This is a genomic window from Variovorax atrisoli (assembly GCF_014195185.1).
Classification (GTDB): Bacteria; Pseudomonadota; Gammaproteobacteria; order Burkholderiales; family Burkholderiaceae_C; genus Variovorax; species Variovorax atrisoli.
In genome coordinates, this window is record NZ_JACIBG010000003.1 from 70,024 (window position 1) to 95,739 (window position 25,716).

Here is a 25,716-nt window from a genome sequence, read left to right on the forward strand (position 1 = left end):
TCTTCATCGGATTCAAGGTCTCTTCATCTTGCACGAGGTCGGCAGCTCGGCGCGCTCGGGGGCGATGGTCTTGACGACGCGAAAGCCATAGCCCGAGCCTTCCACGTCGAACTGCACGCCGGGCCTGCCCTGCCTGTCCATCACGCCCACCACCAGCTGTTGCTGGAACTGGTGGTCCGCCGCGCGCATGCGCCCGCGCTGGCCGTACATGCCGACGTCGGCCTGCTCGAGGGCGCGCGCCACGGGCAAGGCATCGGCACTGCCCGCGCGTTCGATGGCCTGCACGAGCGCCTCGACCATGAGCTGCAGCCGCATGTGCACGTAGTCGTCGGCGGGCTTCGGGAAACGCGCGCGGAAGGCCCGGTAGAAGGCCTCCGACTGCGCCGTCTGCACGTTGGGCAGCCAGTCGGCCACCGCCACAACGCGCCCGATGCCCGCATCGCCGATGGCGGCCGGCGCGCCCAGCGCATTGCCGTAGAAGGTGTAGAAGCTGCCGCCGAAGCCCGCTTCGCGCGCGGCCTTCACCAGCAGCGTGAGGTCGTTGCCCCAGTTGCCGGTGACCACCGCCTGAGCGCCGCTGGCGATGATCTTCGTGGCATAGGGCGAGAAGTCCTTCACCTTGCCCATGGGGTGCAGTTCGTCGCCGACGATCTCCACGTCGGGCCGCTGCGCGCCGAGCTGGCGGCGCGCCTCGCGCAGCACGGCCTGGCCGAAGCTGTAGTCCTGTCCGATCAGGTAGACGCGCTTGAGCGACGCGTCGTCCTTCATCACGTCCATCAGCGCGGCCATGCGCATGTCGGCATGCGCGTCGAAGCGGAAGTGCCAGAAGCTGCAGCGCTCGTTGGTGAGCGCCGGGTCGACCGCCGCATAGTTGAGGAAGATCGCGCGCCGCGAAGGATCGCGATCGTTGTGCTTGTCGATGGCATCGATCAGCGCCGCAGCAGTGGCCGACGAATTGCCCTGCAGCACGATGCGCGCGCCGTCGTCGAGCGCGGCGCGCAGCGCGGAGAGTGCTTCCTCGTTCTGTCCCTTGCTGTCGTAGCGGTCGAGCTGCAGCGGCCGCGCGCCTCCAGCGACGCCCGGCAGCCTGATGCCGCCGCGCGCATTCACGCGCTCCACGGCCCACAGCAAGTTGCGGAAGACGGCCTCACCGGTGTTGGCGAAGGGCCCGCTCATGCTTTCGATGAGTGCGAGCCGGATGGGCGCGACAGGCGCAGAAGCCACGGCCTGCGCAAGCGCCGCGAAAGGCTTCGCGCATAGCGCCAGCGCCGCGAATTTCAAGGTCTCGCGGCGCAAATTAAAGGGGGGATGCATTGTCTTGAAACGCGTGCCGCTGCGCCTAGATGAGGTCTCAAGCGGCACTCACGATGGAACGGCCGCGCAGTGTAAGGGACACACATTCCTTGTCCCCATTGTGTTCACTCAGGAGTTCTCACATGTTTTTCGCCCCCACCCTTCGCACCGCCCGCTTCGCACCCCGCGCCTATGACCGTTCGTTCGAACGCTTCGTGAACGAAGCCTTCGCCGGTGCACGCCGTTCGCCGCTCGTGGAGCAGGACGACAAGAGCTGGACGCTCTCGCTCGACGTGCCGGGATTCGCGCGCGAAGACCTCGCCATCAGCATCGAAGGCGCCGTGCTGCGCATCGAGAGCAAGGCCGAAGCCAAGCGCCAGTTCAAGGCTGCCTACGAGCTGCCGCAGGACATCGACGTGGCCGCCAGCGAAGCGAAGCTCGAGAACGGCGTGCTCACGCTGAAGCTCGGCAAGCTGGTGCCAGTGAGCCAGGCGACTCAGTTGCAAATCAACTAATCAGGCTTAAGCCCACAAGAGGAAAATGTTAGTAAGGCTCGTTTTTTGACATTAAACGAGCACCTTATTCACAATAGCGCTGGATTAACGTCACATGATGTGACGTTTTTTTAGAACTTTCTTCTTCGTGGGCGTCTTGTAAACGCACTGAGTTCCCGACGGTGCGGTTCGGGTGCCCCTTCAAGGCACCATGAAAACTCATCTCCAGCCCGCCAATCCCGACGAACGGTCCGACACGCTCCTGGTTTTCCTGCCGGGTGCGTACCTCAAACCCGACGAATTCGAGCGCGAAGGCTTCATTGCCGCCGTGCGCGAACGCCACCTTGCAGCCGATGCGCTGCTGGTGGACGCGGACGTGTCCTACTACTACGAGCAGACGCTGTGCGACAGCCTGCACACCGATGTCATCGAACCGCAGCGCGCCAAGGGCTACAAGTCGATCTGGCTCGTGGGCATTTCGATCGGCGGCTTCGGCGCGCTGATCCACGAACTGGCGCGCCCGGGCTCGGTGGACGGCATCGTGGCGCTCGCGCCCTACCTGGGCCGGCGCGTGCTCGGCGCGGAGATCAAAAAGGCCGGCGGCCTGCGCGCCTGGCAGGCGCCCACCGGGCCGCAGCCCGACGAGGAGCCGGACCGCAAGCTGTGGCCCTTCTTCCAGCAGTACCTGTCGGCCAAGTCGTCGAAGAACCTGCCGCGGCTCTACCTCGGCTTCGGGCTGGAAGACCGTTTCGCTAGCAACCACAAGCTGCTGGCCGATGCCCTGCCGCCCGAGCAGGTCTTCACGACCGAGGGCGGCCACGACTGGCCGCAATGGCGCCAGCTCTGGCGCAACGTGCTGGAAGTTCTGCCGCTGCCCGCACTCGGCAGGGCGCCGAAGCAAACGATTACGCAGTCTCCGGTAGCGGCTGATCAGGCACCGAAAGCGACGCCATGGGCCATCGCGGTCTGACGTCGAAGGCATAGCGCTCGCTCGCCTGCGACAGCCCCGACTGCAGTCGCATCGCGGCGGCCATCGCGATCATGGCGCCGTTGTCGGTGCACAGGTGCAGCTCGGGGTAGTGCACCCGCACCTTGCGCTTCGCGCAAGCCGCATTCAGCTGCTCGCGCAGGCTCCTGTTGGCGCCCACGCCGCCGGCCACCACCAGCCGCTTGAGGCCGGTCTGCTCCAGCGCCGCGAGCGACTTCTTCAGAAGCACTTCGACGATGGCCGCCTGCGTCGACGCCGCCAGGTCGGCCTTTCGCGGCTCGAGTTCTTCGCCCAGCTTCTTTGCCTGCGTGAGCACCGCCGTCTTCAGGCCGGCGAAGGAAAAGTCGAGATCGCCGCTGTGCAGCAGCGGCCGTGGAAGCTTGAAGGCCGCTGCATCGCCGCCTTCGGCCAGCTTCGCGAGCCAAGGACCGCCGGGGTACGGCAAGCCCATGAGCTTGGCACTCTTGTCGAAGGCCTCGCCGGCCGCGTCGTCGATGGTTTCGCCCAGCAGCTCGTAGCGTCCCACGCCGTCCACCCGCATCAGCTGCGTGTGGCCGCCGGACACCAGCAGCGCGACGAACGGAAATTCCGGCGGATCGGCACTCAGGAACGGCGACAGCAGATGTCCTTCGAGGTGATGCACCCCGAGCACCGGCTTGCCCAGCGCCACGCCCAGTGCGCAGGCCACGCCCGCCCCCACCAGCAATGCGCCCGCGAGGCCAGGCCCGCGCGTGTATGCCACCACGTCGATCTCTTCGAGCGAGCGGCCGGCTTCGGCCATGACCGTCTCGGTCAGCGGCAGCACGCGCCGGATGTGGTCGCGGCTGGCCAGCTCGGGCACCACGCCGCCGTAGGCCTGGTGCATGGCGATCTGGCTGTGCAGCGCATGCGAACGCAGCACCGGCAGCGCGTTGCCTTGCGACTCGACCAGCGCCACGCCGGTCTCGTCGCAGGATGATTCGATTCCCAACAAGAGCATGCCGCGAGTGTAGGCGGCGGCCCCCGCCCGGCGCCTGCGAAGGGGCAAGCGGCGGCCTTTCCGCGCCCTGGCCTCGACCCGCGAGGCACGGATGTTGCAGCGACACTGCGCAGAGACCGCGCCCCACCATGAAATCCGGATTGAGCTTCCTCATCGCCGCCCGCCGTTGCGAAATCGACGAGCTGGATCGGCTCGCCCGAACCAGCGAGCTGGTGGGCGTGATCGGCCGCCTGGTCCATGCGCTGCAGCGCGAGCGCGGCATGTCGAACATGTTCCTCACCTCGCGTGGCAGCCGCTTCGGCGAGCAGCGCGGCCCGCAGATCGCCGAGTGCCTCGCGCTGGAGCAGGAGGTGCGTGCGGGTTTCGACCAGCTCGAAGCCGACAACTACCACCGCGGCGCCGACGCGAGCAACAACGCGCGCCTGTTCAGCCGCATCGCCTGGGTGCTGCCGGGCCTGGATGCCCTGCCCGCCCTGCGCCGCCGCGTCGACGCGCTGGCGCTCAAGCCGGCCCAGTCCACCGCCGCCTTCGCCAAGCTGATCGCGGGCCTGCTCTCGGTGGTGTTCGAGGCGGCCGACGGTGCCACCGACCCCGAGATCTCGCGCCTGCTGGTCGCGATGTTCAACTTCATGCAGGGCAAGGAATTCGCGGGCCAGGAGCGCGCCTTCGGCGCCGCCGCGCTCGCGCTGGGCCGCAGCGACGAGGCACAGCGCCTGCAGTGGCTGCACCTGATCGAATCGCAGGAGCGCTGCTTCCAGGTATTCACCGAGTTCTCGGGCGAGGCGGTGCTCGCCCTCTGGCGCGCGAGCCAGCCCGACTCGGAAGTGGCCGAGCTCGAGCGCATCCGCCGGCGCGGTGCGGCTTCCGGGCCGGCCGACGTGGCGCTCAGCGAGGCCTGGTTCGACTGCTGCACCCGCCGCATCGACGCCATGAAGACCGTCGAGGAACGCCTCGCCAGCGACCTGCGCGCGCTGTGCGAGCACAAGACAGCGCAGGCACGCAGCGAGCTGCGCGAATACCGCCAGCTGCTGGACACGCTCGCACCCCAGGCCGGCGCCCTCTTCTTCGACGATGCCGACGCGCAGGCGGCGGCTCCCGCACAGCTCGGCCGCCATCTGGAGCGCTCGGTGCTCGACATGGTCCGCGAGCAGTCGCAGCGCCTGCAGGCCATGAGCGACGAACTCGAGACCGTGCGCGCCTCGCTCAACGAGCGCAAGCTCGTCGAGCGCGCCAAGGGCCTGCTGATGGCGCACCGCCGCCTCAGCGAGGAAGAGGCGCACAAGATGCTGCGCCAGACCGCCATGAACCAGAAGCGCAGGCTGGTGGACGTGGCCGAGTCGATGCTCGCGATGGCCGACTACCTGCCGATGCTCGACCGCGCACCGTCGCGCTGAAGCAGGCGCCCACGGGGCGTTCAAGTTGGTGCACCGCACAACAATCGTGCCATCGCCCATCGTCACCCCGAATCGCCCCTCACCCGCGTTCGGCCGCGGATTCATTCGACATACAGCTACCTTCTTGATAGCGGCCGGCGAATCTCGAAGCTGGCACACCGCTTGCAAGCACTGAGCGCACAGGTCCTCGATGGACCTTCAGGCAGGCGGCACCCAACGGCGGGTGCTTCCCACCGAACCGGACAAAGGCGTCCCCATCCCGCAAGGGCTCGTTTTCGAGCAGCCCCTGCGCGGTGCGGACGCCTTTTCGTTTTTGTCGTTTTCTTTGTTGTTCGTCCTCAACCGGAGCCCCGCGCCATGACCGACCTGCTCAAAACCCGCCTCAGCCGACGCCGCGTCCTGCAAGCCGCCGCCGTCGGTGCCGTCGGCATCGACCCCGCCCTGCGCGCGGCCGTCTGGGCCCAGGGCTCCGACAAGCCCGAGAAGGAAGAAGTGAAGATCGGCTTCATCCCGCTCACCGACTGCGCCAGCGTGGTGATGGCCTCGGTGCTGGGGATCGACAAGAAGTACGGCGTGAAGATCGTGCCCAGCAAGGAAGCCAGCTGGGCCAGCGTGCGCGACAAGCTGGCCAACGGCGAGCTCGACTTCGCCCACGTGCTCTATGGCCTGATCTACGGCATGCACCTGGGCCTGAGCGGCCCGAAGAAGGACATGGCCGTGCTCATGACGCTCAACAACAACGGCCAGGCCATCACGCTGTCGAAGAAGCTGGCCGACAAGGGCGCGGTCGACGCCGCATCGCTCGCCAAGCTCATCGCCAGCGAGAAGCGCGAATACACCTTCGCGCAGACCTTCCCCACCGGCACGCACGCCATGTGGCTCTACTACTGGCTCGCATCGGCCGGCATCGATCCGTTCAAGGACGTGAAGAACATCACCGTGCCGCCTCCGCAGATGGTCGCCAACATGCGCGTGGGCAACATGGACGGCTACTGCGTGGGCGAACCCTGGGGCCAGCGCGCGATCATGGACGGCATCGGCATCACCGCCATCACCACGCAGGACATCTGGAAGGACCACCCCGAGAAGGTGCTGGGCACCACGGCCGACTTCGCGAAGAAGTACCCCAACACGGCGCGCGCGGTGACGGCGGCCATCCTCGAAGCCGGCAAGTGGATCGACACCGGCCTGCAGAACAAGAACAAGATGGCCGAGACCATCGCCGACAAGAGCTACGTCAACACCAGCGTGGACGCCATCAACCAGCGCATCCTGGGCCGCTACACCAACGGCCTGGGCAAGAGCTGGGACGACCCCAACCACATGAAGTTCTACAACGGCGGCGCCGTGAACTTCCCCTACCTCTCCGACGGCATGTGGTTCCTCACGCAGCACAAGCGCTGGGGCCTGCTGAAGGAGCACCCCGACTACCTGAAGGTGGCCACCGAGATCAACCGCATCGACATCTACAAGCAGGCCGCCGCCGCCACGCAGACGCCGGTGCCCAAGGACCCGATGCGCAGCAGCAAGCTCTTCGACGGCTCCGTCTGGGACGGCAAGGACCCGAAGAAGTACGCCGACTCCTTCAAGCTCCATGCATAAGGAGAACGACATGGTCAGCGCAGTCTTCCATTCGCCGCTGGATACATCGCTCCCCGCCCCGCGCGCGGGAGAGAGCCGCGCCCAGGCGGCCCCTCACCCCAGCCTTCTTCCCGCGACGGAAAAGCAGGAGAAGGAGCAAAGGCAGCGCACGCCCATCGACCTGCGCGCCTTCTGGATGCGCGTGCTGCCGCCGCTGGCAGGCTTCGGCCTGCTGCTGCTGATCTGGGAGGTGGTGGCCATGAAGAGCACAACGGGCTTCCCCACGCCGATGGCCACCTGGCAGCAGGCGGTGACGGTGTTCAGCGACCCGTTCTACAGCAAGGGCCCCAACGACCAGGGCGTGGGCTGGAACGTGCTCTCCTCGCTGCAGCGCGTGGCATTGGGCTTCGGCCTCGCGGCGCTGGTCGGCATTCCGGCCGGCTTCGCCATCGGGCGCTTCGAGTTCCTCTCGCGCATGTTCAACCCGCTGATCAGCCTGCTGCGCCCAGTCTCGCCGCTGGCCTGGCTGCCCATCGGCCTGCTGGTGTTCAAGGGCGCCAACCCGGCGGCGATCTGGACCATCTTCATCTGCTCGATCTGGCCGATGATCATCAACACCGCAGTGGGCGTGCAGCGCGTGCCCACCGACTACATGAACGTGGCCAAGGTGCTGAACCTCAGCGAGTGGAAGATCCTTACCAAGATCCTCTTCCCGGCCGTGCTGCCCTACATGCTGACCGGCGTGCGGCTGGCCGTGGGCACCGCCTGGCTGGTGATCGTGGCGGCGGAGATGCTCACCGGTGGCGTCGGCATCGGCTTCTGGGTGTGGGACGAGTGGAACAACCTCAACGTCGCCAACATCATCATCGCGATCTTCGTGATCGGCATCGTGGGCCTGGTGCTGGAGTTCGCGCTCATCAAGCTGGCGACGGCCTTCACTTTCGAAGAGGTCAAGCACTGAAATCGGGATCGTGCAGCCGTACGCGAAGGGCGCGAAGGATTCGCGAAATTCGCCAAAGGAAATTCGAGAAAGACTTTCCCGGCTGTTCTTTCGCGACCTTCGCGAGTCCTTCGATTCTTCTGCGTCCTGCCCCGAATCCTTTTCTGCGAGAACACACCATGAACGACTCCAAGTACATCGAGATCCACGGCGTCGAGCAGGCGTTCAAGACGCCGAAGGGCCGCTTCGTCGCGCTGCGCGACGTGAACCTGAACGTGGCCAAGGGCGAGTTCATCACGCTCATCGGCCATTCGGGCTGCGGCAAGTCGACGCTGCTGAACCTGATCGCGGGGCTCACAACGCCCACGCAGGGTTCGCTGCTGTGCGCCAACAAGGAGATCAAGGGTCCGGGGCCCGAGCGCGCGGTGGTGTTCCAGAACCACTCGCTGCTGCCCTGGCTCACCTGCTTCGAGAACGTGTACCTCGCGGTCGAGCGCGTGTTCGCGGCAACGGAGAACAAGACCCAGCTTCGGGCGCGCACCGACGCGGCGCTGGCGCTGGTCGGCCTGTCGCACGCTGCGCAGAAGCGCCCCGGCGAGATCTCCGGCGGCATGAAGCAGCGCGTGGGCATTGCACGCGCGCTGTCGATGGAGCCCAAGGTGCTGCTGATGGACGAGCCCTTCGGCGCGCTCGACGCCCTCACCCGCGCCAAGCTGCAGGACGAGTTGCTGGCCATCGTTCAGAAGACGCAGAGCACCGTCGTGATGGTCACGCACGACGTGGACGAGGCCGTGCTGCTGAGCGACCGCATCGTGATGCTCACCAACGGCCCGGCCGCGACCATCGGCGAGGTGCTTTCGGTGGACATCCCGCGCCCGCGCAACCGCGTGGAGCTGGCGGAAGACCCGGTCTACGTGCATGCGCGCAAGGCGGTGATCGACTTCCTCTACACGCGCCAGGCGCACGTGGAGAAGGTCGCGGCCTGAGGTTTTGGCGGCCGCACTGCGAAGCGCGCGGGCGGCCGGTTGTTTCGTTGTTCGACAAGCCCGTGGCGCAGTCCTGATGCGCCGCGCGCCTCCCCACGCCCGATTCCAGGAAAGGACGGCTCCCATGGACAAGAAAATGAAACTCGTGATGGTCGGCAACGGCATGGCCGGCGTGCGCACGCTCGAAGAGCTGCTGAAGATCGCGCCCGACCTGTACGACATCACCGTCTTCGGCGCGGAGCCGCACCCCAACTACAACCGCATCCTGCTGTCGCCGGTGCTCGCGGGCGAGCAGACGATCGACGAGATCGTGCTCAACAGCTGGGAGTGGTATGCCGAGAACAACATCACCCTGCACGCCGGCAAGAAGGTGGTGGAGGTCGACCGCGTCCGGCGCATCGTACGCGCCGAGGATGGCACCGAGGCCGCCTACGACCGCCTGCTGATGTGCACCGGCTCCAACCCCTTCATGCTGCCGGTACCCGGCAAGGACCTGAAGGGCGTGATCGCCTACCGCGACATCGCCGACACCGACTACATGATCGAGGCCGCGCGCACGCACAGGAATGCGGTGGTCATCGGCGGTGGCCTGCTGGGCCTGGAAGCCGCCAACGGCCTGATGCTGCGCGGCATGAAGGTGACGGTGGTGCACGTCATGCCCTGGCTGATGGAACGCCAATTGGACGACGTGGCAGGCAAGCTGCTGCAGAAGTCGCTGGAAGACCGCGGCCTGAAGTTCCTGATGGGCGCGCAGACGCAGGACCTGGTGGGCGGTGAGGATGGCCGCGTCAAGGCCATCCGCTTCAAGGACGGCACCGAGGCGGCGGCCGACCTGGTGGTGATGGCCGTGGGCATCCGCCCGAACGTGGAGCTGGCCGAGAAGATGCGCCTGCACTGCAACCGGGGCATCGTCGTCACCGACACCATGCAGACCGTGACCGACGCGCGCATCTACTCGGTGGGCGAGTGCGCCGCGCACCGTGGCATTGCCTATGGCCTGGTCGCACCGCTGTTCGAGCAGGCCAAGGTGGCGGCCAACCACCTGGCGCAGTTCGGCATCGGCCGCTACCTGGGGTCGCTCACCTCCACCAAGCTGAAGGTGACGGGCATCGACCTGTTCTCGGCCGGCGAGTTCATGGGCGGCGAAGGCACCGAAGAGATCGTCATGAGCGACCCCTTCGGCGGCGTCTACAAGAAGCTGGTGATCAAGGACGACAAGCTCGTGGGCGCCTGCCTCTACGGCGACACGGTGGACGGCAGCTGGTACTTCAAGCTGCTGCGCGACGGCCGCAGCGTGCACGACATCCGCGACAAGCTGATGTTCGGCGAATCGAACATCGGCGACACAGGCCACGAGGGCCACAACAAGGCCGCGAGCATGCCCGACGACGCCGAGGTCTGCGGCTGCAACGGCGTGAACAAGGGCACCATCTGCAAGGCCATCAAGGAGAAGGGCCTGTTCACGCTCGACGAGGTGAAGAAGCACACCAAGGCCAGCGCGAGCTGCGGCTCGTGCACCGGGCTGGTCGAGCAGATCCTGATGTTCACCGCGGGCGGCGACTACTCCGCCACGCCCAAGAAGAAGGCCGTGTGCGGCTGCACCGACGCGAACCACCAGGACGTGCGCGACGCGATCCGCAAGGAGCACTACCTGACGCACGACGAGGTCTACCGCAACCTCGGCTGGCGCACGCCCAACGGCTGCGCCACCTGCCGCCCGGCCATCAACTACTACCTGATCAGCACCTGGCCCAAGGAGGCCAAGGACGATCCGCAGAGCCGCTTCATCAACGAGCGCAGCCACGCCAACATCCAGAAGGACGGCACCTACTCCGTCATCCCGCGCATGTGGGGCGGCCACACCACGCCCGACGAGCTGCGCCGCATCGCGGACGCGGCCGACAAGTACAAGATCCCGACCGTCAAGGTCACGGGCGGCCAGCGCATCGACCTGCTGGGCGTGAAGAAGGAAGACCTGGAAGGCGTGTGGAAGGACATCGGCATGCCCAGCGGCTTCGCGTATGCCAAGTCGCTGCGCACGGTGAAGACCTGCGTGGGCAGCGAGTGGTGCCGCTTCGGCACCCAGGACAGCACGCAGATGGGCAAGGACCTGGAACGCGCGCTGTGGGCCATGTACTCGCCGCACAAGGTCAAGCTGGCCGTCTCGGGCTGCCCGCGCAACTGCGCCGAGGCCGGCATCAAGGACGTGGGCGTGATCGGCGTCGACTCCGGCTGGGAACTCTACGTGGGCGGCAACGGCGGCATCAAGACCGAGGTCGCCCAGTTTCTGGTGAAGGTGAAGACGGCCGCCGAGGTGATGGAGTACTCGGGCGCCTTCCTGCAGCTCTATCGCGAGGAAGGCTGGTACCTGGAGCGCACGGTGCACTACATCGGCCGCGTGGGCCTCGACTACGTGAAGAAGAAGATCCTCGAAGACGCCGAGGGCCGCAAGGCGCTGTGGGAGCGGCTGCAGTTCGCGCTCGACGGCGAGCCCGATCCGTGGTTCGAGTCGGCGCAGGCCTCGGTGGACGTGCGGCAGTTCACGCCGCTGACTGCGGCCGCCTGAAACCGAACATTGAGAAGGAAGAGCCCACCATGAGCGACTGGAAAGTCATCTGCCGCATCGACGACATCCCCGTGCTCGGCGCGCGCCGCGTGGCGCGGCCGGCCGGGCTGGACGTGGCCGTGTTCCGCAACGCCGAGGACCAGGTGTTCGCGCTGCTCGACCGCTGCCCGCACAAGGGCGGCCCGCTGAGCCAGGGCATCGTGTTCGGCACCAGCGTGGCCTGCCCGCTGCATAACTGGGCCATCGGGCTGGACGACGGCTGCGCCAAGGCGCCCGACGAGGGCTGCACACCCAGGTTCGCGGTGAAGGTGGAAGAAGGCGTGGTGCACCTCGACGCGGCCGAACTGGCGGCGCACGCCATCGACCTGGAGCGCCCGGCGGCCGGGCCGAAGCCTTTCGCGGTGTTGTCCGTTCTTCCGCTGGAATAACCCATGACGCGGGAGACCCGGTCCACCTGCCCGTACTGCGGCGTCGGCTGCGGGGTGATCATCGAGTCGAGCGGCGACGAGATCACCGGCGTGCGCGGCGACCCGGAGCACCCGGCCAACTTCGGGCGGCTGTGCACCAAGGGCTCAACGCTGCATCTCACGGCCAGCGCCACGGTCACGCGCCAGACGCGGCTGCTGCAGCCCATGCAGCGACTCGCGCGCGGCGAGGCGCCCTCGGTCGTCGCCTGGGACACCGCGCTGGACAACGCCGCCGGCAAGTTCGCACAGGTGATCCGCGACCACGGCCCCGACGCGGTCGGCTTCTACGTGTCGGGCCAGCTGCTGACCGAGGACTACTACGTCTTCAACAAGCTCGCCAAGGGCCTGGTCGGCACCAACAACATCGACACCAACTCGCGCCTGTGCATGAGCAGCGCGGTGGCCGGCTACAAGCAGACGCTGGGCGCCGACGCGCCGCCGGCCTGCTACGACGACCTGAAGCACGCGCAATGCCTCTTCATCGTAGGCAGCAACACGGCCTGGGCGCACCCGATCCTGTTCCGCCGCATCGAGGACGCGAAGGCGGCCAACCCGGCGATGAAGATCGTGGTGGCCGACCCGCGCCGCACCGACACGGTGGAGATCGCCGACCTGTTCCTGCCGATCCAGCCCGGCACCGACGTGATGCTCTTCAACGGCATGCTGCACCTGATGCTGTGGGAGGGCTGGACCGACGCGAAGTACATCGCCGCGCACACCAGCGGCTTCGACGCGCTGAAGGCCACGGTGCGCGAATGCACGCCCGACAAGGTGGCGCAGGTCTGCGGCATCGCCAGGGACGACCTGCTCGAGGCCGCGCGGCTCTTCGCCACCTCGCCGGCCACGCTGAGCCTGTACTGCCAGGGCCTGAACCAGTCGTCAAGCGGCACGGCGAAGAACGCCGCGCTCATCAACCTGCACCTGGCGACCGGTCAGATCGGCCGCGCCGGCGCCAGCCCCTTCTCACTGACCGGCCAGCCCAATGCGATGGGCGGTCGCGAGGTGGGTGGCCTCGCCAACCTGCTGAGCGCTCACCGCGACCTGGCCAACGCCGACCACCGCGCCGAGGTCGCCGCGCTCTGGGGCGTGCCCTCGGTGCCTGAGAAGCCGGGCAAGACGGCGGTGGAGATGTTCCAGGCGGCGGCCGACGGCGAGATCCGCGCGCTGTGGATCGCATGCACCAATCCGGCGCAGTCGATGCCGGATCAGGCCACCGTGCGCCGCGCCCTGGAGCGTGCCGAGTTCGTGGTGGTGCAGGAAGCCTTCGCAACCACCGCCACCTGCGCCTTCGCCGACCTGCTGCTGCCCGCCACCACCTGGGGCGAGAAGGAAGGCACCGTCACCAACAGCGAGCGCCGCATCTCGCGCGTTCGCACGGCGGTGCCGGCGCCGGGCGAGGCGCGCAACGACTGGTCGATCGCCGTCGCCTTCGCGCGCCGGCTCGAGCAGCAGCTGGACCGCACCTCCACGCTGTTCCCCTACGAGACGGCCGAATCGGTCTGGAACGAGCACCGCGAGTCCACGCGCGGGCGCGACCTCGACATCACCGGCCTGAGCTACGCGATGCTGGAGAGCGCCGGCCCGCAGCAATGGCCGCTGAGGGAAGGCGAAAGCACCGGCCGCGCGCGCCTCTACGAGGACGGCGTCTTCCCCACGCCCGATGGCCGCGCCCGCTTCGTCGACACCGTCTACAAGCCCGTGGCCGAGGCGCGGGAGGCACGCTACCCCTTCTCGCTGAACACCGGCCGCCTGCGCGACCAGTGGCATGGCATGAGCCGCACCGGCACGGCGGGCCGACTGTTCGGCCACATGCCCGAACCCGTGGTGCAGATGAACGCGCAGGACATGGCGCGCCGACAGATCGGCGAAGGCGACCTGGTGCAGCTGACCTCGAAGCGAGGCTCGATCATGCTGCCGGCGCGCGCCAGCGCCGAGGTGGGGCTGAGCCAGGCCTTCGTCGCCATGCACTGGGGCGAGGAGTACCTGAGCGGCTGCTCGTCGAGCGGCACGCGGCTGGCGGGCATCAATGCACTGACCACGTCGGCTTTCTGCCCGAGCTCGAAGCAGCCGGAGCTGAAGCACGCGGCGGTGAAGATCCTCAAGGCCGAGCTGCCCTGGTCGCTGCTGGCCATGGCCTGGCTGCCCGGCGACGAGGCCCTGTCGGCGCATCGCGCGCTGCAGCCGATGATGGGGCTCCTTCCTTTCGCGACCTGCGTGCCGTTTTCCGGCAGCACGCAGGGAGCCGAACGCAGCGGCATCCTCTTTCGTGCCGCCGCGCACGACGCGCCCGACGATGCGCTGATCGAAAGGATCGAAGCCCTGCTCGGCCTGCAGACGCCCGACACCCTGCGCTATGCAGACCGCCGCCGCGGCCAGCGCCGCTCGGCGAGGCTGGTGCGCCGCGCGGACGGCAGCGCGGGCCTCGAAGCCTTCCTGCTGGGCGGCGACACCAGCGCCGAGGCATGGATCGCCACCCTGCTGCGCGAGGAACTGCCGGCCCAGACCTACGGCCGCCTGCTGCTGTCGCCGGGCTCGAAGGCACCGGTGGCTGTGCAGTCGCGAGGCAAGACGGTGTGCACCTGCTTCAACGTGGCGGACGGGGCGATCCAGGCCGAACTGTCGCGCTGCGCCGGCACGCCGGACGAACGGCTGGCCAGGCTGCAGGAAGCGCTGAAATGCGGCACCAACTGCGGCTCGTGCGTTCCGGAGCTCAAGCGGATGGTGCGGGCGACGCCGGTCGAGGCGGAGGCGCTGTCGTGATGCGCCGTCTGCATTGCTCCCTCTCCCCTCGGGGAGAGGGTTGGGGTGAGGGAGAGCCGCAATGACGTCCGCGCCATGCTGCAACGCCGCAGCCCTCACCCTGACCCTCTCCCGCAAGCGGGAGAGGGGACAAGAGAAGGCGGAGGCGCTGTCGTGATGCGCCCGCAATCAGCTCCCTCCCCCTCTGGGGGAGGGTTGGGGTGGGGGCACGACAGCGCCACCATGCCAGCGCCGCTTGCCCCCATCCCAACCTTCCCCCAGCGGAAGGGGCCAAAACCATGCATAAGCCGACTCACATTCCGGCATAAGCGTTGCAGGACAATCCCCCTACCCATGGGAATCAGCCAATACATCAAGGAAATCGGCCGCGGTGCGCGAGGCGCCAGGCCGCTCACGCGCGAGCAGGCCACCGACCTGTTCGGCCAGGTGCTGGACGGCACCGTGACCGACCTCGAGATCGGCGGCTTCTGCCTGGCCATGCGCATCAAGGGCGAGACGCCCGAGGAGATGGCCGGCTTCCTCGATGCCACCCATGCGCGGCTGCAGATGATCCCTGCCGGCGACCGCCCGCTGATCGTGCTGCCCAGCTACAACGGTGCGCGCAAGCTGCCGGTGCTCACGCCGCTGCTGGCGCTGCTGCTGGCTCGCGAAGGCCTGCCGGTGCTGGTGCACGGAAGCGCGAGCGAAACATCGCGCGTTCTGGCGTCGAACGTGCTCGCCGCGCTGGGCCATGCGCCGATAACGGCCATCCGCGCCGTCGCCAATGGCGAGGCCGCCTTCGCTCCCACCGAGCTGCTGAACCCCGCGCTCAAGCGCCTGCTCGACGTGCGCCGCGTGGTCGGCCTGCGCAACCCCGGCCACAGCGTGGTGAAGCTGATGCAGCCCACCGCCGGCCCGAGCGTGGTGGTCGCCAGCTACACCCATCCCGAATACGCGCGCGTCATGGCCGAGACCTTCGAACTGACGGGCATGACCGCCCTGCTCTCGCGCGGCCTCGAAGGCGAAGTGGTGTCCGACCCGAGGCGCACCGCGCAGATCGACGGCTTCGTGCGCGGCGTGCGCACCGAGCTGCAGTCTCAGCAGGCCGGCACCGCCTCCGAGGTGCCGGGGCTGCCGAAGGAAATCGACGTCGCCACCACCGCCGGCTACACGCGCCGCGTTCTGGACGGCGAGCTTCCCGTGCCGGAGGCGATCGCGACGCAGGTCAGGCACATCACGCAACTGGCATTGGCATCCCACGCATGAACAACGACAACCCCACCTCCCTCATCGCCGGCCGCTGCACGCTGGTGGGCGCAGGACCCGGCGACCCGGAGCTGCTGACCATCAAGGCCGTGAAGGCGATCCAGGCCGCGACTGTGCTGCTGGTCGACGACCTTGTGAACGACCAGATCGTGCAGGCCTACGCCCGCCCTGGCGCACGCATCGTGCACGTGGGCAAGCGCGGCGGCTGCAAGAGCACGCCGCAGGCCTTCATCGAGCGGCTGATGATCACTGCCGTGCGCGAGGGCGAGACGGTGGTGCGCCTCAAGGGCGGCGACCCGTTCATCTTCGGCCGCGGCGGCGAGGAAGTGGAGCACCTGCGCGAGGCAGGCATCGAATGCGTGGTGGTCAACGGCATCACCGCCGGCCTCGCCGCCGTGACGACGCTGGGCGTGCCGCTCACGCACCGCGACCATGCGCAGGGCGTGGTGTTCGTCACCGGCCACGCCAAGACCGGCGCCGGCGCGGCCGAAGACCCGACCGACTGGCGCGCGCTGGCCGCGACCGCGTACAACGCCCGGCTCACGCTGGTGATCTACATGGGCGTGTCGGGCGCGGCGTACATCGAGCGCGAGCTGCTGCAAGGCCTGCCGGCCGACACGCCAGTCGCCGTCATCCAGCATGCGAGCCTGCCGCAACAGAAGCACGTCGCGACCACGCTGGGCAGGCTGCAACACGGCATCGCCGAAGCGGGCATCGCGAGCCCGGCGGTGATCGTGGTGGGCGACGTGCTGCGCGGGCTGGCCGCCGCCGAGGCAGCCGTGGGCGAGACCAAGTTCGGCACCTGAATCGCACCTGACCTGGGCGACCGAGGTGCAGGCAGCGCGGGCGCCGCGCACCACAACGTGGCATGGATCGTGCTCAGCGATGGGCAATGAATGCCGTCGCCACGCCTGAATCCGCCGCCGTCGAGATCGTCGCCCTCACCAAGCGCTACGCCCCGGGTACGCCGGCCGCCGTCGACCGGATCGACCTGCGCATCGCCAGCGGCAGCTACTGCTGCCTGCTGGGGCCCTCGGGCTGCGGCAAGAGCACGACCCTGCGCATGATCGCGGGGCACGAATCGGTCAGCAGCGGCGACATCCTGCTGGACAACCGCAACATCACGAACCTGCCCGCCGCCGCCCGCGGCACAGCGATGATGTTCCAGAGCTTCGCGCTCTTCCCCCATCTTTCGGCCACCGACAACGTGGCCTTCAGCCTCAAGATGAAAGGCGTGGGCAAGGCCGAGCGCCACAAGCGTGCCAACGACCTGCTCGAGCGCGTCGCGATGGGCCACCTCGCCGCGCGCAAGCCCGGTGAGCTTTCCGGCGGCCAGCAGCAGCGCGTGGCGCTGGCGCGTGCGCTCATCACCGAGCCGCGCGTGCTGCTGCTCGACGAACCGCTTTCCGCCCTCGACCCCTTCCTGCGCATCCAGATGCGCGCCGAACTGCGGCGCTGGCAGAAGGAGCTGGGCCTGACCTTCATCCACGTCACGCACTCGCAGGAAGAGGCGATGGCGCTGGCAGACACCATGGTGGTCATGAACCATGGCGTGATCGAGCAGGTCGGCTCGCCGCACGCGGTCTACAACCACCCGGCGAGCGAGTTCGTGGCGCGCTTCATGGGCGGCCACAACGTGTTCCATACGCCCGCCGGGCCGATCGCGGTGCGCAACGACCGCATGCGGATCGCAGCAGCCACGCAGGCAGCGGCGGATGGCGCCCTGGCAGCCACCGTCACCGACGTCGAGTACCAGGGCACCTACGTCCTGCTCGGGCTGGCGCTCGGGGGTGCAACCGCCGACGCAGCCGCGCCCCAGGGCGTCTCGGTGCTGCTGAGCGAAGCCGCCTTCCTCGCGCGGCCCTATGCGCACGGCGAGGCTGTGCACCTCTCGTGGGCCGAAGCCGACGCGCGCGTGCTCGGCCCCGGCGTCAAGCCGCCGGGCGAGCGAGCACCGGCGCCCACCGGCGCCGAAGCCGCCCGGAAGGACGACGCAGCCGTGCTCGCCGTTCCCTTCTGAGCGCCTTCGCCTCCCGCTTTTCTCCGCGTTCGTTTCCTTCACCTTTCCTTTTTCTTCAATGGAGACCCAGCCCATGACCGATTCCATCGACAACAACGGCCTGAAGCGCCGCACCCTGCTGCAAGGCACCGCCGGCATCCTGGCCACGAGCATCGCACCCTTCGTGCATGCGCAGGAGAAGATCGTGCTGCGCTACCTCGGCACGGCGGTGAACCAGGACAAGGCGATCGCCGAGAAGTTCAAGGCCGACACCGGCATCGAGATCCAGTACGTGGCAGTGACCACCGACGACGTGACCAAGCGCGCCGTCACCGCGCCCAACAGCTTCGACCTGATCGACACCGAGTTCTTCTCGCTCAAGAAGATCGTGCCCACGGGCAACCTCAAGGGCATCGACACCAAGCGCGTGAAGAACGCAGACAAGATCACCTCGCTCTTCACCAAGGGCGAAGTGGCCGGCAAGAAGGTGGGCGACCAGGGCACGGCGCCGGTGAAGGTGATCTACCTCGAAGGCGAGAAGAGCAAGGCCTTCGCCAAGTCGGCCACGCAATACATGTCGCTGATCCCGACCACCTACAACGCCGACACGCTGGGCATCCGACCCGACCTGATCAAGCGCCCCATCGGCTCGTGGGCCGAGCTGCTGAACCCTGAGTTCAAGGGCAAGGCCGCGATCCTGAACATTCCCTCGATCGGCATCATGGACGCCGCGATGGTGGTGGAGGCCAAGGGCCTGCACAAGTACGCGGACAAGGGCAACATGACCAAGGCCGAGATCGACCTGACGATCAAGACCCTGATCGAGGCCAAGAAGGCCGGCCAGTTCCGCGCGCTGTGGAAGGACTTCAACGAATCGGTGAACCTGATGTCCTCGGGCGAGGTGGTGATCCAGTCGATGTGGTCGCCCGCGGTCACCGCCGTGCGCAGCAAGGGCATCGACTGCACCTTCCAGCCGCTCAAGGAAGGCTATCGCGCCTGGGCCTCGGGCTTCGGCCTGCCGGCCACGCTCTCGGGCAAGAAGCTCGACGGCGCCTACGAGTTCATCAACTGGTTCCTCGACGGCTGGGCCGGCGCCTACCTCAACCGCCAAGGCTACTACAGCGCCGTGCTCGACACCGCCAAGACCAAGATGGAAGCCTACGAGTGGGCCTACTGGATGGAAGGCAAGCCCGCCGCCCAGGACATCAAGAGCCCGCAGGGCGACGTGATCGCCAAGGCCGGCTCGGTGCGCGACGGTGGCAGCTACGAACAGCGTATGGGCGGCATCGCCTGCTGGAACGCCGTCATGGACGAGAACGAATACATGGTCCGGAAGTGGAACGAGTTCGTGGCTGCGTAAAAGGGCTCGCCCCCAGGCTTCGCGCACTGCGTGTCGCTTCGCCTCCCCCCTGACCGGGGGCGACACCTGCGGCCCGGCAAAGCCGGTTCCGCGGTGTCCCACGAACGGGCATCGCCTTGCTCGCCCTTGGACACAGTCTTTCGCTCCCATCCATGAGTACTCCCATCGCGTCCAGCCATGCTGCCACCGCTCCCGTTCACGCCATGAAGGCCTGGTGGCAGGCGGCGCCGTTCGCGCTGGTGTTCCTGCTGTTCTTCCTGATTCCGCTGGCGCTGGTCGCGATGGTCAGCCTGTGGAATTTCAACGAGTACGAGCTGATACCGGCGGTCACGCTGCGCAACTACCTCAGCCTCTTCGAGGGCTGCTCGCGGCTCACCGACAACGGCGACCTCTGCGTCACGCTGAACACCTACCTGAGCACCTTCAAGTTCTGCCTGCTGGTGTGGGGCATCACGCTGGTGATCGGCTTCTCGGTGGCGTACTTCCTGGCCTTCCACGTGCGCTCCTCGACCATGCAGACGGTGCTGTTCGTGCTGTGCACGGTGCCCTTCTGGACCTCCAACGTGATCCGCATGATCTCGTGGGTGCCGCTGCTGGGACGCAACGGGCTGGTCAACCAGGCGCTCATGGGCGTGGGCCTGGTCGACCGGCCGCTGGAGTGGCTGCTCTTTTCCGACTTCTCGGTGGTGCTGGCCTTCGTGCACCTGTACACGATGTTCATGATCGTGCCGATCTTCAACAGCATGATGCGCATCGACCGCTCGCTGCTCGAAGCGGCCAGCGACGCAGGCGCCTCGGGCTGGCAGACGCTGTGGAACGTGGTGGTGCCGCTGTCGCGCACCGGCATCCTCATCGGCTCGATCTTCGTCATCACCATCGTGATGGGCGACTTCGTCACCATCGGCGTGATGGGCGGACAGCAGATCGCGTCCATCGGCAAGATCATCCAGGTGCAGACCTCGTACCTGCAGTTCCCGCTGGCGGCGGCCAACGCCATGATCCTGCTGGCGGTGGTTCTGATGATCATCTGGGGCCTGACCCGGATGGTCGACATCCGCAAGGAGCTCTGAGATGCAGACACCCATCGGCGCCCAGCGCGCCCCCGGCTTCTGGCCGCTGGCCACCGTGTTCGGGCTCTTCGTGCTCTTCCTCTACGGCCCGATGATCACGATCTTCGTGCTGAGCTTCCAGGGCCCCGAAGGCGGACTGACGTTTCCGCTGCGCGGGGTGTCGCTGCACTGGTTCCACAAGCTGGCCGAGGGCCTGGGCACGGTCGACATCGGTGCGGCCTTCAGGCGCTCGCTGGCGCTGGGCGCGGTGGTGATGGCGTTCACCGTGGTGCTGTCGGTGCTTGCCGGGCTCGCGTTCCGAAAGAAGCTCGCGGGCAGCAACGCCCTCTTCTTCGTGACGGTCGCCAGCCTGATCATGCCGTCGATCATCATCTCGCTGGGCATCGGCCTGCAGTTCCGGCTCATCGACACCGGCATCAAGAGCGTGCTGACGGCGATGGACGCCACCTCGCTGCTCGAAGGCTACGGCACCGCGCTCGGCCTCTTCAGCTCCGCGCTGGGCGCGCACCTGACGTGGACGCTGCCCTTCGGGCTGCTCATCATGTTCGCGGTGTTCAACCGCTTCAACCCTGCTTACGAGGAAGCCGCGCGCGACCTGGGCGCCACCCCCTGGCAGACCTTCCGCTTCGTGGTGCTGCCGCTGATCGGCCCGTCGATCGTGGGCATCGGCATGTTCGGCTTCACGCTGTCGTGGGACGAGATCGCCCGCACCTCGCAGGCCATCGGCGACGTGAACACGCTGCCGCTCGAGCTGCAGGGGCTCACCTCGACGGTGACGACGCCTTCGATCTACGCGCTGGGGACGGTGACCACCGTGGTGTCGCTGCTGGTGATGGCGGTGGCCTTGGGCGCGGCGGCCCTGCTGCGGCGGCGCTCGGCACGCAGGCGCTGAGCATTTTTCCGTCGCCCCTCTAAAATCGCGCACCCATACAGGAGCCGAAGAAGAAGGAGAGGCGGGGCATGCTGGACATCGACAAACTCAACGAATTCACCCAGAACCACGGCGAACTGCGCCGCGGACAGGGCCTGGTCACCGGCACCATCGCGCTGAGCCTGGCCATCCTGTGCTTCCTGGGCGTGCTGGCCTTCCACTTCCCGCAGTACCTCACCACGCCCGAGCTGCGCAAGAGCTACAACGTGGACATGATGCGCATGATCCTGCTGGCTGCGCTGGTCATCTCGGGCGGGCTCTCGCTGGTCAACATCATCTTCAACCGCTCGCGCTGGCTGTCCTCGGCCGCGTTCCTGCTGGTGGCGGCCTCGGCCCTGCTGGGCGGGCACAAGGTGCCTGTTCACGACTTCGCGGACAACACGCCCTACATCGGGCTGGACTGGTTCATCCTCGACCTGCTGGGCTCCTCGCTGATCTTCATCTTCATCGAGAAGCTGTTCGCCCTGCGCAAGGACCAGCCGGTGTTCCGGGAGGAGTGGCAGACCGACTTCCACCACTTCGTGGTGAACCACATGATCGTGGGCTTCGTGCTGCTGGCCACCAACCTGATGGTGCACAAGCTCTTCGGCTGGGCGGCCAACGACGGCATCCGGGGCTGGGTGAGCAACCTGCCCTTCTGGGCGGGGCTGCTGCTGATCATCCTGGTGGCCGACCTGGTGCAGTACTGGACGCATCGCGCGTACCACGAAGTGCCGGTGCTGTGGCGCCTGCACGCGGTGCACCACAGCGTGAAGAGCATGGACTGGATGGCCGGCTCGCGCCAGCACATCCTGGAGCTGCTGATCACGCGCACCCTGGTGCTGGCGCCCATCTACGTGCTGGGCTTCAGCAAGGACGTGATCGACGCCTACATCGTCGTGGTGGGCTTCCAGGCGGTGTTCAACCACTGCAACGTGAGCGTTCGGCTCGGCCCGCTGCGCTACCTGATCGTCACGCCCAACTTCCACCACTGGCACCACAGCCAGGACCAGGAAGCGCTCGACAAGAACTACGCGGCGCACTACGCCTTCCTCGACTACATCTTCGGCACCGCCGTGAAGAGCACCAAGCTCTGGCCCGAGAAGTACGGCGTGCTGGGCGACTACGTGCCCAACGGCTTCTTCAAGCAGCTGAAGTTCCCGTTCGTCTGGAAGGGCTGATGCGCATCGCTTTCCGCACCGCCGCGGCCCTCGTCGCGGCGGGCGCCGCCCTGCTGCTGTCGGCCTGCGCCACGCGGCTCGACCTGCCGACCAAGGACAACGGCCTGCGCCTGCGCGTGCAGAGCTCGGTCATCGCGCCGGGCAACGGCGGCGAACTCATCGCCGCCGACGCGCTGGCGCCGGGAGACATCCTGCTTACCTCCATCGCCACGGTGAATTCCTTCGGCATCCGGCTGGGCACCTTCTCGCCGGTGAGCCACGCCGTGCTGTACCTGGGCGACGGCCAGATCGCCGAGGCCGTGGGAACCGGCGTGCGCGCACGGCCGCTTTCGGAGGTGGTCGACGAGGAACAGATGGTCGTGGCCTTCCGGGTGCCCGGCGTGGACGACGCGAGCGCTGCGCGCATGCGCGAATGGGCCCTGTCGCAGGTCGGCACCAGCTACAACACCGTGGGCGTGCTGCTGAACGCGCCCTTCGTGCTGAACCGGCGCCTGTGCGAGCTGCCGCTGGTGCCCTCAGCCGTGAGCCACTACTGCATGAGCGGCATGGCCATGGTGCAGCTGGGCGCGAGCCGCGACGACCAGTTCTTCTGCTCGCAGTTCGTTCTGGAGGCCTACCGCCAGGCAGGCATGCCGATCACCAACGCCGACCCGCGCTGGGTGAGCCCGGCCGACCTGCTGCACATGCGCGAGGGCGACGTGCCCTCCATCGCCGCCACGCAGCCGCTGCGCTACGTCGGCCACCTCAAATACAACCCGCCGCCGATCCTGGCGGCCGACGGACCTTGAGCGCGGCGAAGTTCGACGCCGTCGTGATCGGCGCCGGCGCCGCCGGGCTCTTCTGCGCCGGCGTGGCGGGCCAGCGCGGGCTGAAGGTGCTGGTGGTGGACCACAGCGAGAAGGTGGGCGAGAAGATCCGCATCTCGGGCGGCGGCCGCGCCAACTTCACCAACCGCGACCTCGACGTGCGCGCGCCGCAGCGGCACTTCATCAGCGACAACCCGAACTTCTGCCGCTCGGCGCTGTCGCGCTATGCGCCGCAGCAGTTCATCGAGCTGGTGCAGAAGCACGGCATCGCCTTCCACGAAAAGCACAAGGGGCAGCTCTTCTGCGACGGCTCCTCGCAGCAGATCGTCGACATGCTGCTGGCCGAATGCCAGGCCGGCGGCGTCGAGCGCTGGCAGCCGTGCAGCATCGGCGAGATCAGGTTTTCCGCCGGCAATGCAGACGGTAGCAACGCAGGCAGCTATCGAATCGAGAGCAGCCGAGGCGCCATCGAGACGCAGAAGATCGTGGTCGCCACCGGCGGCCTGTCGATCCCGCAGATCGGCGCCAGCGATTTCGGCTACCGCATCGCCGAGCAGTTCGGCCTGCGGATGGTCGCTCCGCGGCCTGCGCTGGTGCCCCTGACCTTCGGCGGCGAGGCGTGGGCGCCCTACGCCGAACTCGCCGGGCTGGCGCTGCCGGTGCGCATCGAGACCGGCGCCAAGAAGGAAAAGATGGCCTTCCTCGAAGACCTGCTCTTCACCCACCGGGGCCTTTCGGGTCCGGCAGTGCTGCAGATCTCGAGCTACTGGAAGCCCGGCGCCCCGCTGACGCTCGACTTCGCCCCGGGCGTGAACGTGGCCGAGGCACTGGGCGAAGCCAAGCTGCGATCGAAGAAACGCATCGCCAACGAACTGGCCGCGCTGGTCCCCTCCCGGCTGGCGGACGCCTGGGTCGGGCAGGACCCAGCCCTGCAGCGCCCGGTCAACGAGGCCGCCGACAAAGCCCTGGCGGCCCTGTCGGAGCGCATCTCGCGCTGGCAGATCGTCCCCAGCGGCACCGAGGGTTACAAAAAAGCCGAAGTCACGGCCGGCGGCGTCGACACCCGCGACCTGTCCTCCCAGACCATGGAATCGAAGCAGCCGGGCCTGTACTTCATCGGTGAAGTGGTCGACGTGACCGGCTGGCTGGGCGGATACAACTTCCAGTGGGCCTGGGCCAGCGCGCATGCATGCGCCCAAGCCCTCTGAGGCAATGACAGGCCCTTGTTCCAGGGCACCGAAGAACCGGCTCTGCCGGGCTTCAGGTGCCGCCCCCCGGCGAGGGGGGTTGGCGAAGCGACACGAAGTGCGCGAAGCCTGGGGGCGTGCTATACTCTCGGGCTAACTTTTGGCCTTACCTCAACGGCCGCAAAAATTTTCAGTTGAGGAACCCCGGCCCGGGGCCCGATCTTCCCCAGGCCAAATCCATTTCAACGATTCATCAATGACCACCATCCGCGTTAAAGAAAACGAGCCCTTCGACGTCGCCCTGCGCCGTTTCAAGCGCACCATCGAAAAGCTCGGCCTGCTGACCGACCTGCGTGCCCGCGAGTTCTACGAAAAGCCGACCGCCGAGCGCAAGCGCAAGAAGGCAGCCGCGGTCAAGCGCCACTACAAGCGCGTGCGCAGCATGCAGCTGCCCAAGAAGCTGTACTAAGCGACACCCGGGCGGCGGGCCCCAGACGAAAGTCGGCCCGGTCGCCTCGTTGCCTCAGCCGCGCCAGGGAAACCTGCCGCGGCTTTGTTTTTTCCGAAAGGTTGCCGAATGACTCTCAAAGCACAGATCAACGAAGACATGAAGACGGCGATGCGCGCCAAGGACTCCGAGCGCCTGGCCACCATCCGCCTGCTGCTGGCCGCGATGAAGCAGAAGGAAGTCGACGAACGCGTGGAGCTCGACGACGCCATGGTCGTGGCCATCGTCGACAAGATGGTCAAGCAGCGCAAGGACTCGATCGCCGCCTTCACCACCGGCGGCCGCACCGACCTCGCCGACAAGGAAGCCGCCGAGATCAAGGTGCTGGAGGTCTACCTGCCCCAGCGCATGGGCGCCGACGAGGTCGCCGCCGAGGTGAAGGCCATCGTGGCAGAGCTGGGCGCCAAGGGCCCGGGCGACATGGGCAAGGTCATGGGCGTGGTCAAGACCCGCCTGGCCGGCAAGGCCGACATGGGCCAGGTCAGCGCAGCGGTCAAGGCCGCACTGACGGGCGCCTGAGCATGAACGCCGGCAGCCCAAGCGTCGCCATTCCCAAGGCCTGTGCCTGCCTGGTCGACGCACGGGGCCGGTTGCTGGTGTTCCGCCATCCCGAGGACGGCAACATGCAGCTGCCCAAGGGCACCATCGAGCCCGGCGAGTCGCCCGAAGCGGCGGTGCGCCGCGAGCTGCTCGAGGAATCGGGCATCGACTACGCCGGCGAGCTGCAGTCGCTGGGCACGCTGGACCGCGAATGCGAAGCCGGCATCGAAGGCAACACGCACCGCCACCCGCAGCTGTGGCACCTGTTCCTGATGCGCGCCGAGAGCCCCCTGCCCGAGAGCTTCACGCACACGGCCACGGGCAGCCCCGAGGAAGAAGGACTGGTTTTCCTCTTCAGCTGGCTCGGAGCCGGCGATCCGATCGACGACTTCGCACTGCCCTACCGCCAGACCATCGAGCGCGTGCGTTCGGCCCTGCTGCTGGCGGCCTGAGGCGCCGTCG

At 67.4% G+C, this 25,716-nt stretch carries 23 protein-coding genes; 21 read left to right on the forward strand and 2 right to left on the reverse strand.

Annotation, left to right across the window (positions count from 1 at the left end):
• Window positions 1-12: 12 nt before the first annotated feature.
• Complete coding sequence (locus tag FHY06_RS11460; RefSeq protein WP_184605120.1) at window positions 13-1,314, reverse strand: branched-chain amino acid ABC transporter substrate-binding protein; 1,302 nt, start codon at window positions 1,312-1,314, stop codon at window positions 13-15.
• Between the two features lie 122 nt (window positions 1,315-1,436).
• Here FHY06_RS11460 and FHY06_RS11465 point away from each other — a divergent pair, with 122 nt between their 5' ends.
• Together FHY06_RS11465 and FHY06_RS11470 are read left to right on the forward strand one after the other, a co-directional pair.
• Window positions 1,437-1,808, forward strand: coding sequence for an Hsp20/alpha crystallin family protein (locus FHY06_RS11465; RefSeq protein WP_019653399.1), 372 nt, complete (start codon window positions 1,437-1,439; stop codon window positions 1,806-1,808).
• Between the two features lie 190 nt (window positions 1,809-1,998).
• Window positions 1,999-2,757: an alpha/beta fold hydrolase gene (locus tag FHY06_RS11470; RefSeq protein WP_132750604.1), complete on the forward strand. Its 759-nt coding sequence runs from the start codon at window positions 1,999-2,001 to the stop codon at window positions 2,755-2,757.
• On the opposite strand, the gene tsaD is transcribed toward FHY06_RS11470, so the two are convergent.
• Window positions 2,693-3,754 (reverse strand): tRNA (adenosine(37)-N6)-threonylcarbamoyltransferase complex transferase subunit TsaD, encoded by a 1,062-nt coding sequence (gene tsaD, locus FHY06_RS11475; RefSeq protein WP_019653401.1) that lies wholly within the window; start codon window positions 3,752-3,754, stop codon window positions 2,693-2,695. The two genes, FHY06_RS11470 and tsaD, sit on opposite strands and share 65 nt — an antisense overlap.
• A 128-nt stretch (window positions 3,755-3,882) precedes the next feature.
• Here tsaD and FHY06_RS11480 point away from each other — a divergent pair, with 128 nt between their 5' ends.
• The 19 genes from FHY06_RS11480 (at window position 3,883) to FHY06_RS11570 (ending at window position 25,706) form a co-directional block, all read left to right on the forward strand.
• Window positions 3,883-5,148, forward strand: coding sequence for a nitrate regulatory protein (locus FHY06_RS11480; RefSeq protein WP_184605122.1), 1,266 nt, complete (start codon window positions 3,883-3,885; stop codon window positions 5,146-5,148).
• Window positions 5,149-5,505: 357 nt separating this feature from the next.
• Entirely contained in the window at window positions 5,506-6,750 is a 1,245-nt protein-coding gene (locus FHY06_RS11485; RefSeq protein WP_184605124.1) for a CmpA/NrtA family ABC transporter substrate-binding protein, read from the forward strand.
• A gap of 10 nt (window positions 6,751-6,760) precedes the next feature.
• Complete coding sequence (gene ntrB / locus FHY06_RS11490; protein ID WP_184605126.1) at window positions 6,761-7,690, forward strand: nitrate ABC transporter permease; 930 nt, start codon at window positions 6,761-6,763, stop codon at window positions 7,688-7,690.
• Window positions 7,691-7,848: 158 nt separating this feature from the next.
• The gene (locus FHY06_RS11495; RefSeq protein WP_184605128.1) at window positions 7,849-8,655 is read left to right on the forward strand and encodes an ABC transporter ATP-binding protein; all 807 of its coding nucleotides are present in this window, start codon (window positions 7,849-7,851) and stop codon (window positions 8,653-8,655) included.
• Window positions 8,656-8,779: 124 nt separating this feature from the next.
• Entirely contained in the window at window positions 8,780-11,221 is a 2,442-nt protein-coding gene (gene nirB, locus FHY06_RS11500; RefSeq protein ID WP_184605131.1) for a nitrite reductase large subunit NirB, read from the forward strand.
• Window positions 11,222-11,250: 29 nt separating this feature from the next.
• On the forward strand, window positions 11,251-11,649 hold the full coding sequence (gene nirD / locus FHY06_RS11505) for a nitrite reductase small subunit NirD (RefSeq protein ID WP_019653407.1): 399 nt from the start codon (window positions 11,251-11,253) through the stop codon (window positions 11,647-11,649).
• A 3-nt stretch (window positions 11,650-11,652) separates the two neighbouring features.
• Window positions 11,653-14,448 (forward strand): nitrate reductase, encoded by a 2,796-nt coding sequence (locus FHY06_RS11510; protein WP_184605133.1) that lies wholly within the window; start codon window positions 11,653-11,655, stop codon window positions 14,446-14,448.
• 333 nt (window positions 14,449-14,781) lie between these two features.
• Complete coding sequence (gene ybiB, locus FHY06_RS11515; RefSeq protein WP_184605136.1) at window positions 14,782-15,693, forward strand: DNA-binding protein YbiB; 912 nt, start codon at window positions 14,782-14,784, stop codon at window positions 15,691-15,693.
• Window positions 15,690-16,499 (forward strand): uroporphyrinogen-III C-methyltransferase, encoded by an 810-nt coding sequence (cobA, locus tag FHY06_RS11520; protein ID WP_184605138.1) that lies wholly within the window; start codon window positions 15,690-15,692, stop codon window positions 16,497-16,499. Before ybiB ends, cobA begins: the two co-directional genes overlap by 4 nt.
• Before the next feature lie 86 nt (window positions 16,500-16,585).
• Window positions 16,586-17,713: an ABC transporter ATP-binding protein gene (locus FHY06_RS11525; protein ID WP_019653411.1), complete on the forward strand. Its 1,128-nt coding sequence runs from the start codon at window positions 16,586-16,588 to the stop codon at window positions 17,711-17,713.
• 73 nt (window positions 17,714-17,786) lie between these two features.
• Window positions 17,787-19,052, forward strand: a complete 1,266-nt coding sequence (locus FHY06_RS11530; RefSeq protein WP_184605141.1) for an ABC transporter substrate-binding protein — start codon at window positions 17,787-17,789, stop codon at window positions 19,050-19,052.
• A 152-nt stretch (window positions 19,053-19,204) separates the two neighbouring features.
• A complete protein-coding gene (locus FHY06_RS11535) occupies window positions 19,205-20,122 on the forward strand; it encodes an ABC transporter permease (RefSeq protein ID WP_184605143.1) in 918 nt (305 codons plus the stop codon).
• A 1-nt stretch (window position 20,123) separates the two neighbouring features.
• The gene (locus FHY06_RS11540; protein ID WP_126184502.1) at window positions 20,124-21,014 is read left to right on the forward strand and encodes an ABC transporter permease; all 891 of its coding nucleotides are present in this window, start codon (window positions 20,124-20,126) and stop codon (window positions 21,012-21,014) included.
• A gap of 68 nt (window positions 21,015-21,082) precedes the next feature.
• On the forward strand, window positions 21,083-22,213 hold the full coding sequence (locus FHY06_RS11545; RefSeq protein ID WP_019653415.1) for a sterol desaturase family protein: 1,131 nt from the start codon (window positions 21,083-21,085) through the stop codon (window positions 22,211-22,213).
• Window positions 22,213-23,001 (forward strand): YaeF family permuted papain-like enzyme, encoded by a 789-nt coding sequence (locus tag FHY06_RS11550; RefSeq protein WP_019653416.1) that lies wholly within the window; start codon window positions 22,213-22,215, stop codon window positions 22,999-23,001. Before FHY06_RS11545 ends, FHY06_RS11550 begins: the two co-directional genes overlap by 1 nt.
• Window positions 22,998-24,227, forward strand: coding sequence for a BaiN/RdsA family NAD(P)/FAD-dependent oxidoreductase (locus FHY06_RS11555; RefSeq protein WP_184605146.1), 1,230 nt, complete (start codon window positions 22,998-23,000; stop codon window positions 24,225-24,227). The genes FHY06_RS11550 and FHY06_RS11555 overlap by 4 nt, the downstream gene beginning before the upstream one ends.
• A gap of 235 nt (window positions 24,228-24,462) precedes the next feature.
• Window positions 24,463-24,675: a 30S ribosomal protein S21 gene (rpsU, locus tag FHY06_RS11560; protein ID WP_007833691.1), complete on the forward strand. Its 213-nt coding sequence runs from the start codon at window positions 24,463-24,465 to the stop codon at window positions 24,673-24,675.
• A gap of 108 nt (window positions 24,676-24,783) precedes the next feature.
• Window positions 24,784-25,233, forward strand: a complete 450-nt coding sequence (locus FHY06_RS11565; RefSeq protein WP_019653418.1) for a GatB/YqeY domain-containing protein — start codon at window positions 24,784-24,786, stop codon at window positions 25,231-25,233.
• 2 nt (window positions 25,234-25,235) lie between these two features.
• Window positions 25,236-25,706 carry an NUDIX domain-containing protein gene (locus FHY06_RS11570; RefSeq protein ID WP_019653419.1) on the forward strand — a complete coding sequence of 157 codons (471 nt, stop codon included), beginning with the start codon at window positions 25,236-25,238 and terminating at the stop codon, window positions 25,704-25,706.
• The last annotated feature ends 10 nt before the right edge of the window (window positions 25,707-25,716 follow it).

Coding starts and splice junctions, on each gene's coding strand:
- FHY06_RS11550 (WP_019653416.1), top strand. CDS start 22,213: ATGCGCATCGCTTTCCGCACCGCCGCGGCCCTCGTCGCGGCGGGCGCC.
- rpsU (WP_007833691.1), top strand. CDS start 24,463: ATGACCACCATCCGCGTTAAAGAAAACGAGCCCTTCGACGTCGCCCTG.
- FHY06_RS11530 (WP_184605141.1), top strand. CDS start 17,787: ATGACCGATTCCATCGACAACAACGGCCTGAAGCGCCGCACCCTGCTG.
- FHY06_RS11565 (WP_019653418.1), top strand. CDS start 24,784: ATGACTCTCAAAGCACAGATCAACGAAGACATGAAGACGGCGATGCGC.
- nirB (WP_184605131.1), top strand. CDS start 8,780: ATGGACAAGAAAATGAAACTCGTGATGGTCGGCAACGGCATGGCCGGC.
- FHY06_RS11470 (WP_132750604.1), top strand. CDS start 1,999: ATGAAAACTCATCTCCAGCCCGCCAATCCCGACGAACGGTCCGACACG.
- FHY06_RS11495 (WP_184605128.1), top strand. CDS start 7,849: ATGAACGACTCCAAGTACATCGAGATCCACGGCGTCGAGCAGGCGTTC.
- FHY06_RS11465 (WP_019653399.1), top strand. CDS start 1,437: ATGTTTTTCGCCCCCACCCTTCGCACCGCCCGCTTCGCACCCCGCGCC.
- FHY06_RS11570 (WP_019653419.1), top strand. CDS start 25,236: ATGAACGCCGGCAGCCCAAGCGTCGCCATTCCCAAGGCCTGTGCCTGC.
- FHY06_RS11525 (WP_019653411.1), top strand. CDS start 16,586: ATGAATGCCGTCGCCACGCCTGAATCCGCCGCCGTCGAGATCGTCGCC.
- ntrB (WP_184605126.1), top strand. CDS start 6,761: ATGGTCAGCGCAGTCTTCCATTCGCCGCTGGATACATCGCTCCCCGCC.
- nirD (WP_019653407.1), top strand. CDS start 11,251: ATGAGCGACTGGAAAGTCATCTGCCGCATCGACGACATCCCCGTGCTC.
- FHY06_RS11535 (WP_184605143.1), top strand. CDS start 19,205: ATGAGTACTCCCATCGCGTCCAGCCATGCTGCCACCGCTCCCGTTCAC.
- tsaD (WP_019653401.1), bottom strand. CDS start 3,754: ATGCTCTTGTTGGGAATCGAATCATCCTGCGACGAGACCGGCGTGGCG.
- FHY06_RS11545 (WP_019653415.1), top strand. CDS start 21,083: ATGCTGGACATCGACAAACTCAACGAATTCACCCAGAACCACGGCGAA.
- FHY06_RS11540 (WP_126184502.1), top strand. CDS start 20,124: ATGCAGACACCCATCGGCGCCCAGCGCGCCCCCGGCTTCTGGCCGCTG.
- cobA (WP_184605138.1), top strand. CDS start 15,690: ATGAACAACGACAACCCCACCTCCCTCATCGCCGGCCGCTGCACGCTG.
- FHY06_RS11460 (WP_184605120.1), bottom strand. CDS start 1,314: ATGCATCCCCCCTTTAATTTGCGCCGCGAGACCTTGAAATTCGCGGCG.
- FHY06_RS11485 (WP_184605124.1), top strand. CDS start 5,506: ATGACCGACCTGCTCAAAACCCGCCTCAGCCGACGCCGCGTCCTGCAA.
- FHY06_RS11480 (WP_184605122.1), top strand. CDS start 3,883: ATGAAATCCGGATTGAGCTTCCTCATCGCCGCCCGCCGTTGCGAAATC.
- FHY06_RS11510 (WP_184605133.1), top strand. CDS start 11,653: ATGACGCGGGAGACCCGGTCCACCTGCCCGTACTGCGGCGTCGGCTGC.
- ybiB (WP_184605136.1), top strand. CDS start 14,782: ATGGGAATCAGCCAATACATCAAGGAAATCGGCCGCGGTGCGCGAGGC.